The organism is Kitasatospora sp. NPDC004669 (genome assembly GCF_040609455.1).
In the GTDB taxonomy this organism is placed as follows: domain Bacteria; phylum Actinomycetota; class Actinomycetes; order Streptomycetales; family Streptomycetaceae; genus Kitasatospora.
The window spans coordinates 1-17,852 of record NZ_JBEXKB010000115.1 but is presented as its reverse complement, the minus strand read 5'-3'; the positions used below and the strand labels follow the sequence as shown (position 1 = coordinate 17,852).

The 17,852-nt window shown below is 70.8% G+C and carries 16 protein-coding genes and 2 pseudogenes; 11 read left to right on the top strand and 7 right to left on the bottom strand.

All coding sequences use genetic code 11. From position 1 onward, the window contains the following. Window positions 1-342: pseudogene (locus ABZW30_RS43745) on the top strand (TIGR03943 family protein); the annotation flags it as partial. Window positions 343-537: 195 nt separating this feature from the next. Here ABZW30_RS43745 and rpmF read toward each other — a convergent pair. From rpmF to rpmB, 5 genes are read right to left on the bottom strand one after another with little or no spacing between them, the layout of a single operon-like run. Next, window positions 538-702, bottom strand: a complete 165-nt coding sequence (gene rpmF, locus ABZW30_RS43740; RefSeq protein ID WP_355676907.1) for a 50S ribosomal protein L32 — start codon at window positions 700-702, stop codon at window positions 538-540. A gap of 28 nt (window positions 703-730) precedes the next feature. Then, window positions 731-973, bottom strand: coding sequence for a 30S ribosomal protein S18 (gene rpsR, locus ABZW30_RS43735; RefSeq protein ID WP_355676906.1), 243 nt, complete (start codon window positions 971-973; stop codon window positions 731-733). A gap of 36 nt (window positions 974-1,009) precedes the next feature. Then, window positions 1,010-2,173 carry a GTP-binding protein gene (locus ABZW30_RS43730; RefSeq protein WP_355676905.1) on the bottom strand — a complete coding sequence of 388 codons (1,164 nt, stop codon included), beginning with the start codon at window positions 2,171-2,173 and terminating at the stop codon, window positions 1,010-1,012. Between the two features lie 5 nt (window positions 2,174-2,178). Further along, window positions 2,179-2,484, bottom strand: coding sequence for a 30S ribosomal protein S14 (rpsN, locus tag ABZW30_RS43725; protein ID WP_355676904.1), 306 nt, complete (start codon window positions 2,482-2,484; stop codon window positions 2,179-2,181). Next, entirely contained in the window at window positions 2,484-2,720 is a 237-nt protein-coding gene (gene rpmB, locus ABZW30_RS43720; protein WP_355676903.1) for a 50S ribosomal protein L28, read from the bottom strand. Before rpmB ends, rpsN begins: the two co-directional genes overlap by 1 nt. Window positions 2,721-2,832: 112 nt before the next feature. Here rpmB and rpmG point away from each other — a divergent pair, with 112 nt between their 5' ends. The 6 genes from rpmG (at window position 2,833) to ABZW30_RS43690 (ending at window position 11,359) form a co-directional block, all read left to right on the top strand. Then, the gene (gene rpmG / locus ABZW30_RS43715; protein WP_355676902.1) at window positions 2,833-2,997 is read left to right on the top strand and encodes a 50S ribosomal protein L33; all 165 of its coding nucleotides are present in this window, start codon (window positions 2,833-2,835) and stop codon (window positions 2,995-2,997) included. 30 nt (window positions 2,998-3,027) lie between these two features. Next, window positions 3,028-3,303, top strand: a complete 276-nt coding sequence (locus tag ABZW30_RS43710; protein WP_355676901.1) for a 50S ribosomal protein L31 — start codon at window positions 3,028-3,030, stop codon at window positions 3,301-3,303. After that, window positions 3,300-4,148, top strand: a complete 849-nt coding sequence (locus tag ABZW30_RS43705) for an NAD(P)H-binding protein (RefSeq protein ID WP_355676900.1) — start codon at window positions 3,300-3,302, stop codon at window positions 4,146-4,148. The genes ABZW30_RS43710 and ABZW30_RS43705 overlap by 4 nt, the downstream gene beginning before the upstream one ends. A gap of 1,383 nt (window positions 4,149-5,531) precedes the next feature. Continuing rightward, window positions 5,532-7,640, top strand: coding sequence for a hypothetical protein (locus ABZW30_RS43700; protein WP_355676899.1), 2,109 nt, complete (start codon window positions 5,532-5,534; stop codon window positions 7,638-7,640). Window positions 7,641-8,141: 501 nt separating this feature from the next. Then, entirely contained in the window at window positions 8,142-10,127 is a 1,986-nt protein-coding gene (locus ABZW30_RS43695; RefSeq protein ID WP_355676898.1) for a multicopper oxidase domain-containing protein, read from the top strand. A 698-nt stretch (window positions 10,128-10,825) separates the two neighbouring features. Beyond that, window positions 10,826-11,359: a CBS domain-containing protein gene (locus tag ABZW30_RS43690; RefSeq protein ID WP_355676897.1), complete on the top strand. Its 534-nt coding sequence runs from the start codon at window positions 10,826-10,828 to the stop codon at window positions 11,357-11,359. Window positions 11,360-11,736: 377 nt separating this feature from the next. Here the strand turns inward: ABZW30_RS43690 and ABZW30_RS43685 are convergent, their stop codons facing one another. Continuing rightward, window positions 11,737-12,411, bottom strand: a complete 675-nt coding sequence (locus tag ABZW30_RS43685) for a CBS domain-containing protein (RefSeq protein WP_355676896.1) — start codon at window positions 12,409-12,411, stop codon at window positions 11,737-11,739. A gap of 64 nt (window positions 12,412-12,475) precedes the next feature. After that, window positions 12,476-12,922 (bottom strand): universal stress protein, encoded by a 447-nt coding sequence (locus ABZW30_RS43680; protein WP_355676895.1) that lies wholly within the window; start codon window positions 12,920-12,922, stop codon window positions 12,476-12,478. A 307-nt stretch (window positions 12,923-13,229) separates the two neighbouring features. Here ABZW30_RS43680 and ABZW30_RS43675 point away from each other — a divergent pair, with 307 nt between their 5' ends. From ABZW30_RS43675 to ABZW30_RS43660, 4 genes and pseudogenes are all read left to right on the top strand, one after another. Beyond that, entirely contained in the window at window positions 13,230-14,963 is a 1,734-nt protein-coding gene (locus ABZW30_RS43675; RefSeq protein ID WP_355676894.1) for an oleate hydratase, read from the top strand. 387 nt (window positions 14,964-15,350) lie between these two features. Further along, window positions 15,351-15,833, top strand: a pseudogene (locus tag ABZW30_RS43670) (ABC transporter ATP-binding protein); the annotation flags it as partial. Then, window positions 15,810-16,619, top strand: a complete 810-nt coding sequence (locus tag ABZW30_RS43665) for an oleate hydratase (protein ID WP_355676908.1) — start codon at window positions 15,810-15,812, stop codon at window positions 16,617-16,619. The pseudogene ABZW30_RS43670 and the gene ABZW30_RS43665, both read left to right, overlap by 24 nt. 225 nt (window positions 16,620-16,844) lie before the next feature. Beyond that, a complete protein-coding gene (locus ABZW30_RS43660; RefSeq protein WP_355676893.1) occupies window positions 16,845-17,717 on the top strand; it encodes a universal stress protein in 873 nt (290 codons plus the stop codon). Window positions 17,718-17,852 lie beyond the last annotated feature (135 nt).

Genomic DNA, 17,852 nt, shown 5'->3' with positions numbered 1-17,852 from the left:
CCGATGTCGCTCACCGAGTTCATCGGCCGCAGTCGCGACCCGGAGCGGAGTCTGGAGGGCCGCAAGGTCCGTCTCACCGGCTTCGTCTCCCCCGGCGCCCAGCCCGGCGAGTGGTACGTCAACCGGCTGGTCGTCAGCTGCTGCGCCGCGGACGCCCGCCGCCTGCGCGTCCTGGTGCACGCCGACGATCCGGCCCCCGCCACCGACAGCTGGGTGGACCTCACCGGCACCTGGAAGCCCACTCCGGACGCCACCGCCGCGCCGCGCATCGACGTCTCCGAACAGCACGCCGTCCCCCAGCCACGCGCCCCGTACCGGGACACACCCCCGTCGGACCGGTAGCGGCTTACGCGGGGCAGGCGTCGGAGTGGGCCTCCCCGGCCGGGAAGGGATCCTCGCCCGACTCGACCGCTGCCCGCCACTGGCACCTGCCGCCGACGGAGGCCGGCCTCCCGGAAAGTCCTCCTGACTCCGTGAAACGGTCGAGGGGTCGCGGCCCCCCACGGGCTGCGACCCCTCGATGCGTGCGCCCGCGCCTCACAGCGCGATCAGGCCCCGTTCGTAGGCCTTCACCAGGTTCCGCGGCACGAGATGCTCGCGGCCGTCGACGGTGATCGGCACGAGCTGCGGGGCGGCGGCCTTCCACTGCGAACGGCGGTGCCGGGTGTTGCTTCGGGAGGTCTTGCGCTTCGGAACGGCCATGTCTGAGTTCCCGTGGACGAGTTGGGGTTCAGCGGGTGGTGGAGGCGTACGGCAGGAGGGCCATCTCGCGGGCGTTCTTGATCGCCCGGGCCATCGCGCGCTGCTGCTGGACGGTCAGCCGGGCGACCCGACGGCTGCGTATCTTGCCGCGGTCGGAGATGAACTTCCGCAGGAGATTGGTGTCCTTGTAGTCGATGTACGTGATACCCGCTTCGATCAGCGGGTTCGGGCGCGGACGGGCGGACGGTCCGCTGGCGTGGCGTCTGGCCATCGTCTCGGGTGCTCCCTCTTCCGGTCGGTCGGTTGGTCAGGAAACGGGTTCGAGCAGGTCCTCGAAGGCGTCGGGAAAGGCCTTCCAGCCCTGCTCCCCCGCCATCAGTTCGGCGTCGGTGAGCAGGCAGGAATCGAGCAGTTCGACGATCCCGTGGGTGTCCAGCCCCTCGGCGATGAAGACCAGTTGCTGGACACGGTCGCCGTGGGCGGGGTGCCAGTCGAGGGCGACGGCGGCCCGGCGGGAAGGCGGGTAGAGGTCCCAGGCGGCGTCGGGCAGCGAGACCAGCCAGGGTCCGCACTCCTCGACCGCGAGGCTGGCCCCGGCGGCGTCCCAGGCGAGCATCAGTTCCGGACGGTTGGCCAGCCAGAACCTGCCGCGGCTGCGCTGGGCAGCCGGAACGAGCAGCTCCAGAGCGTCGTGCAACCGCCCCGGGTGCAGCGGACGGCGCCGCTCCCACACCAGGGTGGCCACGCCCCCCTCGTCGCGCTCCTGCGGCAGCAGCGCCAGCGCCGGATTGACCCGGTCGCGAGCCGCCGGGACGTCGAAGCCGCCCAGGGCCGCGCGCAGCAGTTCGCCGGTGCCGAGCAGCACCCGCCGTGCGTTCGGGTGCAGCTGACGCAGCATCGACAGCCCGGCCTCGCCACCGCGGGCCACGGCGATGGTGGTGGCGTACTCGATCTGGTGGGCGAGCGCCTCGGCGTGGGTGCGGGTGTCGCCCGGGGCGGTGTGCTCGCCGTGCTCGGCCAGGTCGTCGGGCACCGACAGCTCCCCGAGCAGCCGGTCCGGGTCGACGGCGGCGACCACCCCGGCGAGCTCGATCACCTCGTCCATCGGGCGGCCGTCCACCTCGCCGCCGGCGATCACCTCGACCACCGGGTGCGGGTCGCTGCCGCCCCACAGCTCGACGATCGCCAGGCCGTGCTGCCCGGCCTCGGCGATGCCGACCAGCTCGGGCAGCAGGTCCTCGCGCAGCGCGCAGCAGGGGCAGTCGTTGGTGAGCGGCACTTCGGAGGTGTCGTACACGCCGCCGGTGTCGCGCAGTTCGCGGTGGACGGCGCTCCGCCCGGCGTCGCGCAGGTCGTGGTGGAGCACCACGCCGTTGACCGCGCCGTCCAGCAACTCCTGGACGGCGCGGCGGCGTTCGGCCCGGTGCAGGCCGGTGACCACGACGACGGGGAGCCTGAGGTGTTCGGGCACCGGGCTCACCAGCTCGACTTGCGCACACCCGGGAGCTGCCCGGCGTGGGCCATGGTGCGCAGGTTGATCCGGGAGAGGCCGAAGGCGCGCTGGTACCCGCGGGGGCGGCCGTCGACGGCGTCGCGGTTGCGGATCCGGGTGGCGCTGGCGTCCCGGGGCTGGCGGGCGAGTTCGGCCTGGGCGGCGGCGCGCTCGGCGGGGGTGGTGCCGGGGTGGGCGATGCGCCGCTTGAGTTCGGCGCGGCGCGCGGCGTAGCGGGCGACGACGGCGCGCCGCTGCTCGTTCTTGGCGATCTTGCTCTGCTTGGCCATCAGACCTTCTCCCCTCGGGCGCGGATGCGGGCGACGGCGGCCTCGACGCCGATCGTGTCGATGGTGCGAATGCCCTTGGCGCTGAGCGTGAGCCGGACGTACCGGCCCTCGCTGGGCAGCCAGTAGCGCTTGCGCTGGATGTTGGGGTCGAAGCGGCGGGGGGTGCGGCGGTGCGAGTGGGAGATCGCGTTGCCGAAGCCCGGCCTGCGGCCGGTCAGTTGGCAGTGGGCGGACATCTGTGCTCCGTCCTGACGTGGATCGGTACGGTCGATACGACCACCCTACATGAAAATGGATTTCATTTTGCTACAGTGACGACCCGCCGCCGCCACACCGAAGGAGAACGCCATGGCCCGCAACGAACTGCGCCCGATCATCAAGCTCCGCTCCACCGCCGGCACCGGCTACACCTACGTGACCCGCAAGAACCGCCGCAACGACCCCGACCGCCTCGTCCTGCGCAAGTACGACCCGGCCGCCAAGCGGCACGTCGACTTCCGCGAAGAGCGCTGACCGACTCACTCCGGCGCATAGGAGCCCGCCATGAAGCCCGGAATCCACCCCGAGTACCGCCCCGTTGTCTTCCGCGACAAGGCCGGCGGCCTCACCTTCCTCACCCGCTCCACCCTCACCAGCGATCAGAGCATCGAATGGGAGGACGGTCGCACTCGTGTGCTGGGTGGGGCGGGTTGGGCCAGTCAGTCGCGCTCCGGCGGTGCCACAGTGGTTGTCGCCGGAGCGATGGCGCACCTGCGGGCCCTGATGACAGGGCACTACACCTCAGCACCGCTGAGCACACGAAGAGGGAATGTTCGATGATTCTCGTCACTGGAGCAACAGGCAACGTCGGCGGCCTCGTCGCGCGGCAGCTGCACGAACACGGCCACAGCGTCCGGGCACTGGTGCGCGACCCCTCCCGGGCGGCCGGCCTCCCGGCGGGGATCGAGCTCGCCGTCGGCGATCTCGACGACCCGGCCGGCGTGTCCAAGGCGGTTCAGGGCGTCGAGGCCATCTTCCTGATGCAGGTCGGGGGCGGGACCGAGCAGACCAGGACGGTGATCGATGCCGCACGAAACGCGGCGGTGCCGAAGGTCGTCCTGCTCTCCTCCGTGGGCGCGCGCCTGCTGCCGCTGGAGGAGAACCCCATGGGAGCCGACGTCGCGGCTCGCGAGCAGGTCCTGCGCGAGTCCGGCCTCGGTGTGACCTACCTGCGGCCCAACACCTTCGCCTCCAACGCCCTCTGGTGGCGGGACTCCATCCGTGCGGGCAAGGTCGTCGACCCGACCGGTGACGGCCGGCGTGGTGTGATCGACCCGGAAGACATCGCACGAGTCGCCGTGGTCACCCTCATCCAGGACGGTCACGTGGGGAAGGGGTACTTCCTCACCGGTCCGGAGGGCCTGACCTCGCGCGAGCAGGTCGAGATCATCGCCGAGGCGACCGGGCGTTCGATCGACTTCGAGGACGTCACTCCCCACGAGTTCGCCCAGGCTGCCATTCAGCGAGGAACTCCGCCCGAGGAGGCGCACCTCATCGAACGCCTGCACGAGTTTCTCCGCGCCGGTCGCGCCGGATTCGTCACCGACGACGTCGAGAACATCACCGGAACAGCCCCCAGGACCTTCCGCGACTGGTGCGAACGCCACGTCGACGCCTTCCACTGAGCCCGGCATCCCGGTGGAGCGCGGCGCTCGTCGCGCTCCACCAGGCCCCGTTGCGGCATCAGAGTGCCGAGGCCCTGCTCGACGCTCCACCGGATCGGCTGGGGTGCGAAGCCGACGAAGCGCGCGGTGCCGGGTGGCGGACGGGCGAAGCCGCCATCCGTGCCGCGCCGCGCCGCGCCTGTCCTCGTTGCGACGCGCCCGGAATCGACCTGGATTTCCCGAATTTGACAGATTGCCGCTTCTATGCTGCCCGGTGACCGCCGATGGTGCCGCCTGGCGCCGTGTCGCCCCTCCGCTCCGAAGTGGAGGGCAGCGGGTTTCGCTACGAGGAGAGGTGCCTCCACCATGACCGATGACGCTCGCAGAAGCGTTGATCCCTGCAGGGACACGGCACCCAGGCGCAGATCATGGCTCCTTGCCCCTCCACTGACGCTCCCTCACAGGGCCGCCTCGCCGCCGGTGTCGGCCTCGGCCGGCCCGGCGGCGTCCCGGCGACGACGGGGCGCGTGGCGCGTTGGGGTGGGCGCGGCGGTGTGCGCGCTGCTGGCCGGCGCGGGGGTGACGCCGGCTGTCGCCGCACCGGTGGCCGCCCCCCGCGTCGGTGGCGTGCGGGCAGCAGTGAGCCACACCTTCGAATTCGCCGACCGCCCGGAGACCTACCCCGTCCCGGCCGGGGCACTGGCGAGAATCACCGCGGACGGCGCCGGCGGCGGCGACCCGCATATCTGTTCGATCTTCTTCGGTCAGCCCGGGGGAACCGGGGGGCGGGTGGTCACCACGCTGGTCACCAAGGCAGCGACCACCTACACCGTGAACGTCGGGGGCGCCGGCGGCCAGGGCTGCGGCAGCACTGCCGCAGGCGGGTACAACGGCGGCGGGTCGGGCGGAACCAGCGTGCCTGGCCGTGGTCACAGTGGTGGGGGCGGAGGTGGGGCATCCAGCGTCAGCGCGAACGGCGCGATGCTGGCCGTCGCGGGCGGTGGCGGCGGTGCCGGCGACGGCTCGGGATTCGCGTCCGGGGGACGCGGCGGTGGCGGGGGGCTGAACGCAGGCGATGGCGACCAAGGCCATACCTTCTCCCTCTTCCTCACCAACCCGGGGGGAGGCGGAAAGGGCGGCAGTACCCCCGCCCAGTCCCCCGGCACGGGAGGTGCGGGCGGCAACCTCACCCGACTTGACCGGCTCTGCGTCGCCGGAACCGGCGGGACGGGAAGCAGCTTCTCCGGTGCCTCGGTAGGCACCGGAGGCGCCGGCGGCCGCGGCTCACCGAATCTCTCTCCTGAGCTCTGTATCGGCGGCAGGGGCGGTGGTGGCGGCGGCGGTGGTTACTTCGGCGGCGGTGGTGGCGGGGGTTCCGCCGAATACATTCCCGCCGAAACCACCTTGGCGGCATACGCCGCCGGGGGCGGCGCCGGGGGCGGCAGCAGCTTCGCCACTCCATCGGGTATCGCCACCAGCTACACCGCGTCCCCGGTCGGCACGGCCAACAACAACGGCCGGGTGACCATCGACTACAGCATGGTCTCCTCCGTCACCGCCACCGCCGGAACCCCGCAGTCCACCCGCATCGGGACCCTCTTCCGCGTTCCCTTCCAGGCCACGGTCACCGACACCAGCGGCGACCCCGTGCCCGGGGCACCGGTGACCTTCACCGCGCCGAGCACCGGCCCATCCGGGACCTTCGGGGCCACCCAGAGATCTGTCACCGAGATCACCGACGCGAACGGCGTGGCGACCGCCTCCGGCTTCATCGCCAACGGGACAGTGGGCTCCTACGCCCTCACCGCCAGCCTGCCCAGCGAACTCTCCGTCCCCCCGGCCTCCTTCGCGCTCACCAACTCGCCTCCCTCGACCGGCCCCTTCTTGACGATCGCCAAAACCCACGAGGGGAACTTCACGCAGGGTCAGCAGGGCACGTACACGATCACCGTGGGCAATGCCATCGGAGCCGGGTCGACCACCGGCACCGAGGTGAGCGTGTTCGACGTTCCCCCGTCGGGGCTGACCGCGGTCAGCGCCAGTGGCCCGGGATGGGACTGCACACTGACCGGGGGGATGACCTGCAGCCGTCGCGATCGCCTGGCGGGCGGCCAGAACTACCCGGACATCACGCTGACGGTCGACGTCTCACCCACCGCCCCCGCACAGGTCACCAACACGGCGACGACCATCGGCGGCGGAGACACCACCATCCACACCGCCACCGACCCCACCGTCATCAACCCCTCCCCGACCTCGCCGTCGCTGACGATCAGCAAGCACCACACCGGGAACTTCAACCAGGGCCAGCAGGGCACCTACACGCTCACCGTGGGCAACAACGGGTCCGGTCCCACCGACGGCAGCACGGTCATCGTGGAAGACCTGCTCCCGCCGGGACTGACCGCGGCCGGCATCAGCGGCTCGGGATGGGGCTGTGATGTGGGCACGGTGACCTGCACCCGCAGCGACGCACTGCCCGCCGGCCGGAACTACCCGGACATCACGCTGACGGTCGACGTCTCACCCACCGCCCCCGCACAGGTCACCAACGCCGCCGCCACCGCCGGAGGCGGCAGCACCACCGCCACCGCCACCGACCCCACCACCATCAACCCCTCCCCGACATCGCCGTCGCTGACGATCGGCAAGACCCACTCGGGGAACTTCAACCCGGGCCAGGGAGGCACGTACACGATCACCGTAGGAAACAACGGGAACGCGCCGACCGACGGCACCACGGTGACCATGCACGACACGCTCCCGCCGGGGCTGACCGCGGCCGACATCAACGGCCCCGGCTGGACCTGCGACCTGGGCACCGTGACCTGCACCCGCAGCAACGCGCTGGCCGGCGGATCCAGCTACCCGCCCATCACGCTGAAGGTCAACGTCTCACCGGCCGCCCCCCACGCGTTCACCAACACCGCCACGGTCACCGGAGGCGGCGACCCCACCACCCACACCGCCACCGACCGCGTCATCCGCGGCACCCCTCCGTCGCTGACCCTCAGCAAAACCCACACCGGGAACTTCACCCAAGGTCAGCACGGCACGTACACGATCACCGTAGGAAACAACGGGAACGCGCCGACCGACGGCACCACGGTGACCATGCACGACACGCTCCCGCCGGGGCTGACCGCGGCCGACATCAACGGCCCCGGCTGGACCTGCGACCTGAGCGCCGTGACCTGCACCCGCAGCGACGCGCTGTCCGCCGGCCAGAGCTACCCGGACATCACACTGACGGTCGGAGTCTCCTGCCGCACCCGTCACGAGGTGTCCAACACCGCCACGGTCACCGGAGGCGGCGACCCCACCACCCACACCGCCACCGACCCCACCACCATCCAGCACGACGAACGCGGCGAACACGGCGAGCACTGCGAGCACTGCGCCAACGAGCACTGCCCCATCGGCCGGAACACTGACAGGGATGGCGGATCCTGGCCCCGCGTGGGCGGAGGGCCCGATGCGATGTGGCTGGCCCGATCAGGACGGACATGGTAGCGAGCCGAGCCGGTGGCCGATGCCTCACAGGAAGTCTGCGGTGGTGGTGGCGACCACCGGTACGCCCCGCACCGGAATGCCGACGTGCCGTGCGCGCCTTCGGAGCCTTCGGACAGGTGGCGCCCGAGCGGGTGACATCGAGGTGTCGATGGCCGAGGTCGACGGGCGGGCAGGTCAAGTTGGCTTGGTCCGGTTGCTCCATGAGGCGGTTTACGACAGTGTTCGGGAGGTGTGGTGGCGCTGAGGATGTCGGTTCCGCGACCGGGTGGCGGAGCGAGGAGGCGGGCGCGTACCGCGGCGGTCGGTGTGCTGGCGGTGTTGTCGAGTATCGCGGTGGTCGCCCCGGCGTTGGGAGCACCGCGCGTGGGCGGTTCCCTGGTCCCGCAGACGCCGCTGCCGGGGGAATGCGTCCCCCAGTTCGCAACTCCCCTGCCGGTGTTCGGTCCGGCGGGGTCCACGCCTCGGGTCGACGCGGCGACCCACAGGGATCTCACCGTCACCATGACGGAGACCGATCAGGAGGTGCTTCCGCAGGGCCGGCAGGACACCTGTGGCCTCGGGGTGACGTTCGGCAAGACCCGGGTGTGGGCCTATGAGACCTCGGACACGACGAGCAAGCGGGTCCTGGGTTCCGCGCATTGGCCGGCGGTGACGATCGAAGCCGAGAGGCACACTCCCGCGCGGGTCACCTACGAGAACAGGCTGCCGAGTTTCAATCCGTCGAATCCGTACGGTCCCGGGCTGGTGCAGGGCCTGATGAAGGTCGATCAGACCGTTCACTGGGCCAATCCGTTGAAGACGCCGGGCGCCGGAATGCCCATGAACTGTGATGAACCGCAGAACGCGGACAATCCGGTGTGTCAGGCCTACACGGGACCGCAGCCCGCCACCGTGCACCTGCACGGCGCCGAGATCAGTGCCTGCTACGACGGCGGTCCGGACACGTGGTTCACGCCGAACGGGTTGCAGGGGTCGCAGTACTGTTCCGACGACAAACCCGCTCCGGGCAAGGCCGTCTACACCTACCAGAACTCCCAGGAACCCGGGACGCTGTGGTTCCACGACCACGTCCTCGGGGCGACCCGCAACAACGTCTACGGCGGACTGGCGGGCTTCTACTTCCTCAGGGATCCGAAAGAGGAGCCCAAGGGCCTCCCGAGCGGTCCCTACGAGATCGAGATGGCTCTGCAGGACCGTGTCTTCGATACCAACAGTCAGCTGCTCGTCATCCCACCCTCCAATCCGGACTACCATCCCTTCTGGGGTGTACGCGAGTTCGGAGACGTCGCGACCGTGAACGGAGCGGCCTGGCCGTACTTCCAGGTGGAGCCGAGGCGCTACCGCTTCCGCCTCCTCAACGGCGCCAACGGGCGGCGCTTCGCCCTGCACTTCGGGGGCGCTCCCGTGTACCAGATCGGCGCCGACGACGCCTATCTGGACCGTCCCGTGCCGGTCAACGGCACGGCGTGCGCGGGCGGCGCGTCCACGACCGAGTGCAGCGACCTGGACTTCATGCCCGGCGAGCGCGCCGACATCATCGTGGACTTCACACAACTGGCCGGAAAGACGATCACCGTGACCAACACGGGAACGCTCGACACGCCCCTGCCGAACATCATGCAGATCCAGGTGACCAAGCCCCTGACGGGCCGCGACGAGAGCTGCGATCCCGCTCGCTCCGTCCCGGAGGAGTGCGTCTGCGCCCGCCCGGTACCCATGGTCCACCTGACCGGCCCGGACGGCAGGCCGCGCGCCAAGATCGACAAGGTCAGGCAGTTCGTGCTCAACGAACTCAACACCGCCAGCACGCAGCCGAGAGGGGGAAACATCGAGCAGTACCTCAACAACACGCTCTACGACGGGCGTGAGTCCGCCAGCATCAAGCGGGAGTTCCCGAAGGACGGCGTCAGCGAGCTGCCGGAGGTGGGATCGACCGAGCTGTGGCAGTTCATCAACGCCGAAGACGTGCCGACCGCCTACCACCCGATCCACACGCACCTGGTGCAGTTCCAGATCGTCAGCCGCCAGAACATCGACTACGAGAAGTACATGAAGGCCTGGGACGGGTCCTTCCCGAGTTCCTGCAAGCCCTCCGACGTCGACTTCTGTCCGGGCTACGGTCCGCCACTGTCATACAGGAAGCCGAACGCCGACGGGGCGGTCGGAGGGAACCCGGCGATCAGTCCCTTCCTCCAGGACCGTCCGATGCCACCGGACCCGGGCGAATCGGGATGGAAGGACACCGTCAAGGTGTTCCCCCATCAGGTGACCACGGTCATCGTGCGTTTCGCTCCGACCGGCGTCCCCGTGCACCGCTCCAAGCCCGGGGTCAACCTGTTCCCCTTCGATCCGACGGTCGGCCAGTACGTCTGGCACTGCCACGTCCTCGGTCACGAGGACAACGAGATGATGCGGCCGTATCAAGTGGTCAGCGGCCGGAAACACGGTTGGGAAGACGAGAAGGCCGGCGAGAGGAAGAAGGGGTAGGACAGGGAGCACGGCGAGGGGTCTTCCCCAAGGCCGGCCGGATTTCGTGACTGTCCGTCAGTGGTGCTGGCGGGCAGTCTCCCTGTACGGCGGACAGCCATCCTGATCGAAGTCCTCGACATATCATGCAACTAGCGTTTCGTCGCAGCTCAGGGGCCTGATCGACCATCCGGGGTCAGCAAACCGTCAGCATGAAACCCTGGAGCGAGATCAACCACGGCGACCAACCGCCTCCCCCGCGGCATGGGCAGCTTCTTCAAAAAAGACTGCGAACATCCCGAATCTCGTTGGACCTGCTGCCCCCACGAGTACAAGATCCGGTACCGCAACGCGGCCGGGAAGCAGGCGGAGGAGTCCGGCTTCGCCACGCAGGACAAAGCGAAGGCCCGGCTCGCCGAGGTGTACCAGGAGCGGAAGAACTCCCCGCAGGGCCAGCGCAAGGCAGAGCGGATCCAGAAGTACAGCCCCATGCTAATCGAGCAGGGCGTCCGTCGACGACCTGCTGGCCGGGCTGGATCTCGGCGACCTGTTCGGCGGGATGGGGATGCCTGGCTTCGGCAGGGGCGGCGGCCTGTTCGAGCCGCCCGAGCAAAAGTCACCGGAAGCCCGGCGCGGAGGACCATGGCGGCGGAGGAGGAAACGGTGACCTGCCGGCGGCACCGGCTCGCCGGGTGCCGTCACAAGGGATGGAGATGCCCATGAATCCTCAGGCCCACGCGAAGACGCCCTCCGGCGCGCGGACAGTGGCCGAGCTGATGTGCACCGCGCTGTACGCCGTCACCGAGGACGAGAGCGTGCTGATCGCATGGGAACTGCTGGAACGCTCCGGGTACCGGCACCTCCCGGTCGTGCGCTCCGACGGCCGCTGCACGGGCCTGCTGGATCGGGCCGACCTCGCGGTCGCCTGCGCCGCTCCGACCACCACCCTGTCGCGCACGACCGTCCGCGAGCTGATCCAGGGCCACCGCCCCGCTCAGGTCCACCCCGGCGACACGCTGCACCGCGCGGCGGTCGTCCTCAGCCTGACCGGCGTCGACGCACTTGTCGTGGCCGACGAACACGGGCGTCTGGCGGGCCTGGTCACGGCCTGCGACCTGGTCGCCGCGTTCGCCGGTCGGCAGCCGGTTCGCTGGACGGGTCCGGTCGAGCGCCCAGCGCCGTCCGGCGGGCCGCACCTCCTCCTGCCCGGCCTCCCGCCGCACCGGCAGGAGCGCCGGACCGGAGTGCCCTGAACCGGACGCGCCGGACCGTCCGAGCCATGTGAGTGCCCGGTCGGTACCAGGCGACAGGCGAGCACGACGCGTCCACCCTCGTCCGCCTTCCAGCCGGATGCGGGCGCGACCGAGTGTCCACATACGGCCCCCACGGCCCCATTCGCCCGATCTCTGCCTGCTCGCCGACACCGGCCGCGTCCGCTGCACTGGACTGGACTGCCGCATCGGTTCGAGATCCTTCCGGCACGCACGGTCCAGACACCGGGTCACACCGTGACGGGCGTCATATTCCCGTGGTCCAACGATGCCGTCCGGCATCGACGGGAGCAGTGGATTGCCACCGATCGGAGCCGGGTTCCCGTAGGGGCACACGGCTCCGATCGGTGTGCGCTCGGTCAGCGGACCGGGTGCAGGACCGTGGTGGCGTCCGTGCGGTGGTCGAGGTGGCTGGTCACGTCCACGACGCCGTCCACACCCCGGCACAGCCGCTCCACCACCGACACCAGGGCACGATGCTCGACCGTGCCGGTCAGGGTGACCCGGCCTTCGTGCACCTGGACGTCGACGGTGCCCGGGGAGAGCCCCAGCGTGCGCTCCAGGACGTCCCCGCGGAGTTCCTCGCGGATCGCCCGGTCCTGCCGCAGAAAGACGCGCAGCAGGTCGCTGCGGCTGACGATGCCGACCAGACGCCCGGCCTCGTCCACGACGGGGAGCCGCTTGAGTTTGTCGCGCTGCATCACCCGGGCGGCTTCGACCACGGTCCATTCGGGCCGGGCGCAGACGGCCGGGCTGGTCATCAGGCCCTCGGCGGTGACGGCTCGGCTGCGGGCGCGGTCGCGCGGCGGCAGGTCCGGGGCGAGCAGCAGTCCGGCGGGGTCTTCCTGGGCGGCTTCGTTGAGCAGCAGGCCGGCCTCGGAGACCAGTCCGACCGGACGGTCCTCCTGGTCCAGGACGGGTACGGAGGTGATGTCGTGCTCGGCGAGCAGCCGGGCGACCTCCTTGAAGCCGGTGTCGGGCCGTACGTGCACGACGGCGTGGGTCATCAGCTCTCCCACGATCCGGTGTCGCATGGTCGGCTTTCTCCTTTCCGGTGGCGTTGGCTGGGTGGTGCGGTGGGGTACGGGGTTCGCGGGCTCAGTTGTTGGGGTGGCGGACCACGACCACGGGGCAGGGCGCGTGCTGGACGCAGTGCTGGCTGACGGACCCCAGCAGGGCGCCGGTGAAGCCGCCGTGGCCCCGGCTGCCGACGACCAAGAGTTCGGCGCCCCGAGCCGCGTCGAGCAGGCACGACACGGCGCCGCCCTCCATCACCCGGGCGAGGATCCCGCCCCGGTGCTCGGCGCCGGTCGCCTCGGCGATGGCCTCGTCGAGCACCTTGCGCGCGCTGTCGGCGAGGTTCTCGTCGGCCACGACGGGTACGGTCCAGTCGGTGGCCACCGGGTACCGCCAGGCGGTCACGGCCTCGATGACGGCGCCCCGCACACGGGCCTGGTCCACGGCCCAGCGCAGCGCGTCGATGGAGGACGGCGAGCCGTCCACGCCGACCACGATCCGCCGCTGCTTGTCGGTCTGCTCAGTCACGGTGCTCTCCTTCTCGTTTGCGGTTGTCTCCACGATCGGGCGACCGGCTCGGTGCGGCGAAGGGCCGGAGGGGACCATGCTGCCGGGACCTTCCGCCCACCTGCGGACACGGCTGCGGCGGCGGGCGGGCGGATGTGCCACCGGTGGGAGTCCACAAGCCCCGTAGCCGCGTGGCCGGGAGCGGTGGTGCGCTCGGTCGGTCGCGGGACGCGCGTGTCCGGGCCCCTCGCCGGCCCGGTCGCGGGATCACCTCCGAGCACGGCCGGGACCGAAGGCCGCACGACCGGGACCGTCGTGCCGCCCTCTTGTGACCAATGGCCCACAGACCACGCTCGATGACGAGGAGCAGGCTGGCGTCCGCACCCCGTCCGAGGGGTCCGGTCCCGGTCGGCGCTTCGCCGCGGGGGCCGCTCGGTCGGACGGACACACAGGGCTTCGGCGCAGCAGACTTGAGGAGTTTTCGATGGCACAGGCGTATCTGGTCGGCGGCGGCATCGCCGCCCTTTCCGCGGCGGCGTTCCTCATCCGGGACGGGGGATTCGACGGGGGTGACATCCACGTCTTCGAGGCGCAGGACGAGATCGGCGGGAGCCTCGACGCGGGCGGCACCCCGGAGACCGGGTACACGATGCGCGGCGGGCGGATGTTCGAGGCGCAGTTCCGCTGCACCTACGACCTGCTGTCCGGCATCCCGTCGCTGGACGACCCGTCGAAGTCGGCCGCCCAGGACATCCTCGACTCCCACGAGGAGTCGCCCTGGGACGACGCGGCCAGACTGGTCCGCAAGGGCGGTGTGATCGTGGACGGGCACTCCATGGGCTTCTCCGAGCGCCACCGCCTGGAACTGGTGAAGTGCCTGGCCACGCCCGAGCGCATGCTGGACGGCAAGCGGATCACCGACTGCTTCGCGGACGACTTCTTCACCACCGACTTCTGGTACATGTGGTGCACCACGTTCGCGTTCGAACCCTGGCACAGCGCGATCGAGTTCCGCCGCTACCTCAAGCGCTTCGTCCACCTGTTCCCGGAGTTCCAGACGATGTCCGGGATCCACCGGACCCGGTACAACCAGTACGACTCGATCGTCCGCCCGCTCACCGCCTGGCTGCTGGAGCGCGGAGTCCGCATCCACACCGGCCACCGGGTCGCCGACCTGGCCTTCCGGACCGGTCCGGGCGCCGAGGGCACCACGGTCGAGCGCATCGCCTTCGCCGGCCCGCACGCTGACCTTCCGGTCGCCCCCGAGGACCTGGTGTTCGTCACCAACGGCTCGATGACCGCCGACTCCACCCTCGGCACGCACACCACCGCCCCCGAGGGCCCGAACACCAACCGCAGCCCCGAATCCTTCCTGCTGTGGCACCGCATCGCCCGCGGCCGCGAGGACTTCGGCCACCCGGCCGTCTTCGACCACAGCATCAACGACTCCACCTGGGAGTCCTTCACCGTCACCGCCAAGGACCCGGCGTTCCTCGACTGGATGGAGAAGTTCACCGGCCGCGCCACCGGCCGCGGCGGCCTGCTCACCCTCACCGACTCCCCCTGGTTGCTCACCCTCGTGGTCAACCGCCAGCCGGTCTACCAGCAGCAGCCCGACGACGTCTCGGTCTGGTGGGGCTACGGCCTCTTCCCCGACAAGCCGGGCGACTTCGTCAAGAAGCCGATGCGCGAGTGCACCGGCGCGGAGATCCTCCAGGAGGTCCTCGGACACCTCGCGGTGGACGCCCCCACCGCGGAGCGGGTCGCCGGGACGTCTACCGTCATCCCGTGCCTGATGCCGTACATCACCAGCCAGTTCCTCGTTCGGAGCCATGGCGACCGGCCCCAGGTGGTGCCGGAGGGCTCCACCAACCTCGCCTTCATCGGCCAGTACGCCGAGGTCCCCGACGACGTCGTCTTCACCGTCGAGTACAGCGTCCGCACCGCGTGGACCGCCGTCGCGCAGCTGCTCGGCCTGGAGAAGCAGCCCCCGGCCGTCCACAAGGGCCACCACGATCCGCAGGTCCTGGCCCAGGCCCTGCACACCATGCACCGCAACTGACAGCGGGGGACCATCAGGATTCCGGCTACGTCGCATGCTCGACGACCACGAAGTGGTCCGCCGGGGAGTGCGCGACCCGCTGGAGACCGGGCCGCGCCGGGTCGCCGGCGTTGACGGAGCGAAACACCCCTTCGGCCTTGCGGGGCACCGGCACTGCCGTGGCCTGCCCCAGGGACCATCGGCCCCTGGGGCAGGCCACGGCTGGATGTCATGGTGATCCGGCCTTCACACCCGGCGGCAGCCGACCGGGACGGAAGGCGACGGGAGCGCCCGCGACACGCCCACGACTTGGAGCAGAACAGGAATGGACAGCCTGACACAGCCCCCGGAAGCGGCTCGACCACAGGACACGACGCGACGAGCGGGCATGCCGTCGAGGTCACGGGGCTGCGCGTCTCCCGCGGAGGCCGAGTGGTGCTTCACGGACTGGACCTGCACGTGGCGCGCGGCTCGGTCACCGGTCTGCTGGGACCGAGCGGATGCGGCAAGACCACACTGCTGCGCACCATCGTGGGTGTTCAGAAGACCGAGGCCGGCGTGGTCCGGGTCCTCGGCGCGGACGCCGGAAGCCGGGGACTGCGCGAACGGGTCGGCTACGTCACGCAGGCACCGTCCGTCTACGCGGACCTGAGCATCGCCCAGAACCTGCGCTACTTCGCTCAGGTACTGGGCGCCCCGCGCAGCGACCCTTCGCGCGTTCTGGAGCAGGTCGGGCTCCGTGGCCGGGAACATGACCTGGTCGGGCGGCTCTCCGGAGGCCAGCGAGCGAGGGTTTCCCTGGCGGCGGCTCTGCTTGGGACGCCCGAACTGCTGGTACTGGACGAGCCGACGGTCGGACTCGACCCGGTGCTGCGCCAGGAGCTGTGGCAGCACCTCACGTTGATCACGCTCGGTTCGATGACCGCCGACGCCGCCCACGGTGGCGACGACACCGTGCCGGAGCTGGTCCGGGACAAGCGGGACGGCACTTGGGCGCTCTGGGAGACCCTGTCCCGCAAGGCGCCGGACTTCGGCCGGCCCGCCGTCTTCAACGGCAACATCGCCGAAGCGGCGTGGGAGTCCTTCACGCTGACCATGCGCAGCCCCGCGCTGCTCCAGCGGATCGAGGAGTTCAGCGGCAACGCCCCGGGCACCGGCGCGCTGATGACCTTCAAGGACTCGCCCTGGCTGATGTCGATCGTCGTCCCCCGTCCGCCGCACTTCGCCGGCCAGCCCGAGGACGTGTTCACCCTCTGGGGATACGGCCTGTTCATGGACGCCCCGGGCGAGTACACCGGCAAGGCCATGTCCGAGGGCACCGGGCGGGAAATCCTCACCGAGCTCCTCGGCCTGCTCGGCTTCGACGACATCGCCGACGAGGTCCGCGCCACCACGACCGTCACCACGGTGATGATGCCCTACATCACCAGCCAGTTCGCCCGGCGCGAGGTCCGCGACCGGCCCCTGGTGATCCCCCACGGCGCACGGAACTTCGCCTTCCTCGGCCAGTATGTCGAGATCCCCGAGGACGTCGTCTTCACCGTCGAGTACTCGGTGCGCGGCGCCATGCACGCCGTCCACCGCCTGCTCGGCCTCGACCTGCCGACGCCACCCGTCCACCATGCCCTGACCGACCCCACCGCCGCCCTCGCGGCCTTGCGTACCGCGCTCGGCTGAGCCGGGGTTCTCACCCCACCGGACACACGGGCCCGGACGGGACCGCGTGGCCGGGAAGCACCGGTCCGTCCGCTCCCGGCTCCGCGGCCACCGGGCAGCGTGCGGCCGGCTCGGGACGTTCGGCCCCGTCGACCTGCGTCGGACGGCCCTGGGCAGACTGCCCGGGGCCGTCCGACACTGTTCGGCGACTCACTGCCAAGCCAACACCGATCTGAAGAGGAACCGATGTCCTCGTACCTGCTTGCCGGCATCGACGGCTCGCCCGAGAGCGCCGCGGGCGCCCGTTGGGCAGCCGACGAGGCCGTCCGCCGCGGGGTGCCGCTGCGCCTGGTCCATGCCCAGACCTGGCTGGACGACATCCACGCCGACCCTTCCCAGCCCGCCGACGTACGCGCGCTGACCACGCGCATGGTCTCCGACGCGAAGGAGGAGATCCGGGGGATCCAGCACGGCCTGGAGATCAGAGCCGAACTGGTCGGTGGCGGCGACCCCGTCGAGGTACTCGCCGAGGCCGCGACGAAGTCGGAGATGCTCGTCGTCGGATCGCGAGGGATCGGCGGGTTCGAGGGGCTCATGGTCGGCTCCTTCGGCCTCGCCCTCGCCGGCCGGTGCGACGTGCCCCTCGTGCTGGTCCGCGCCGACGACTCCGAGCGCCCCGCCGCGCCCGACGGGGCCGAGGTGGTCCTCGGCGTCGACACCCGCGACCCCGCCGAGGCCGTGATCGACTTCGCCTTCCGCGAGGCGGTACGCCGCGGAGCGGTACTGCGCGCCGTCCACGGCTGGACCCCGCCCCCGGCCTGGGGTTACGCGGGTTGGGTCAGCCCGCAGATCGAGGCCGGGCAGTTCGCCGCCATCGAGGCCGAACTGCTGGGCAACGCCCTGACCGGCTGGCGGGCGAAGTACCCCGACGTCGTCGTGGTCGAGGACTGCCGGATCGGCAGCGGAGCCTCCTCCGTGGTGGAGATCAGCTCCGACGCGTGCCTCGTCGTGGTGGGACGGCGCCGCCGCCCCCACCACATCGGGATGCGACTCGGCCCGGTCGCCCATGCGGTGCTCCACCACGCGCACGCACCGGTGGCGATCGTCCCGCACGACTGAGCACCGGCCACGCCCCGAGGGCGGCGCAGCGGCGGAGACCGGGATCCCGGTCTCCGCCGCTGCCGCCGGCCCCCCCCACCAACCCGGGGGGGGGCCCCCCCGCCCCCGGGGGGGGGGCCCCCGGGACACCCCACA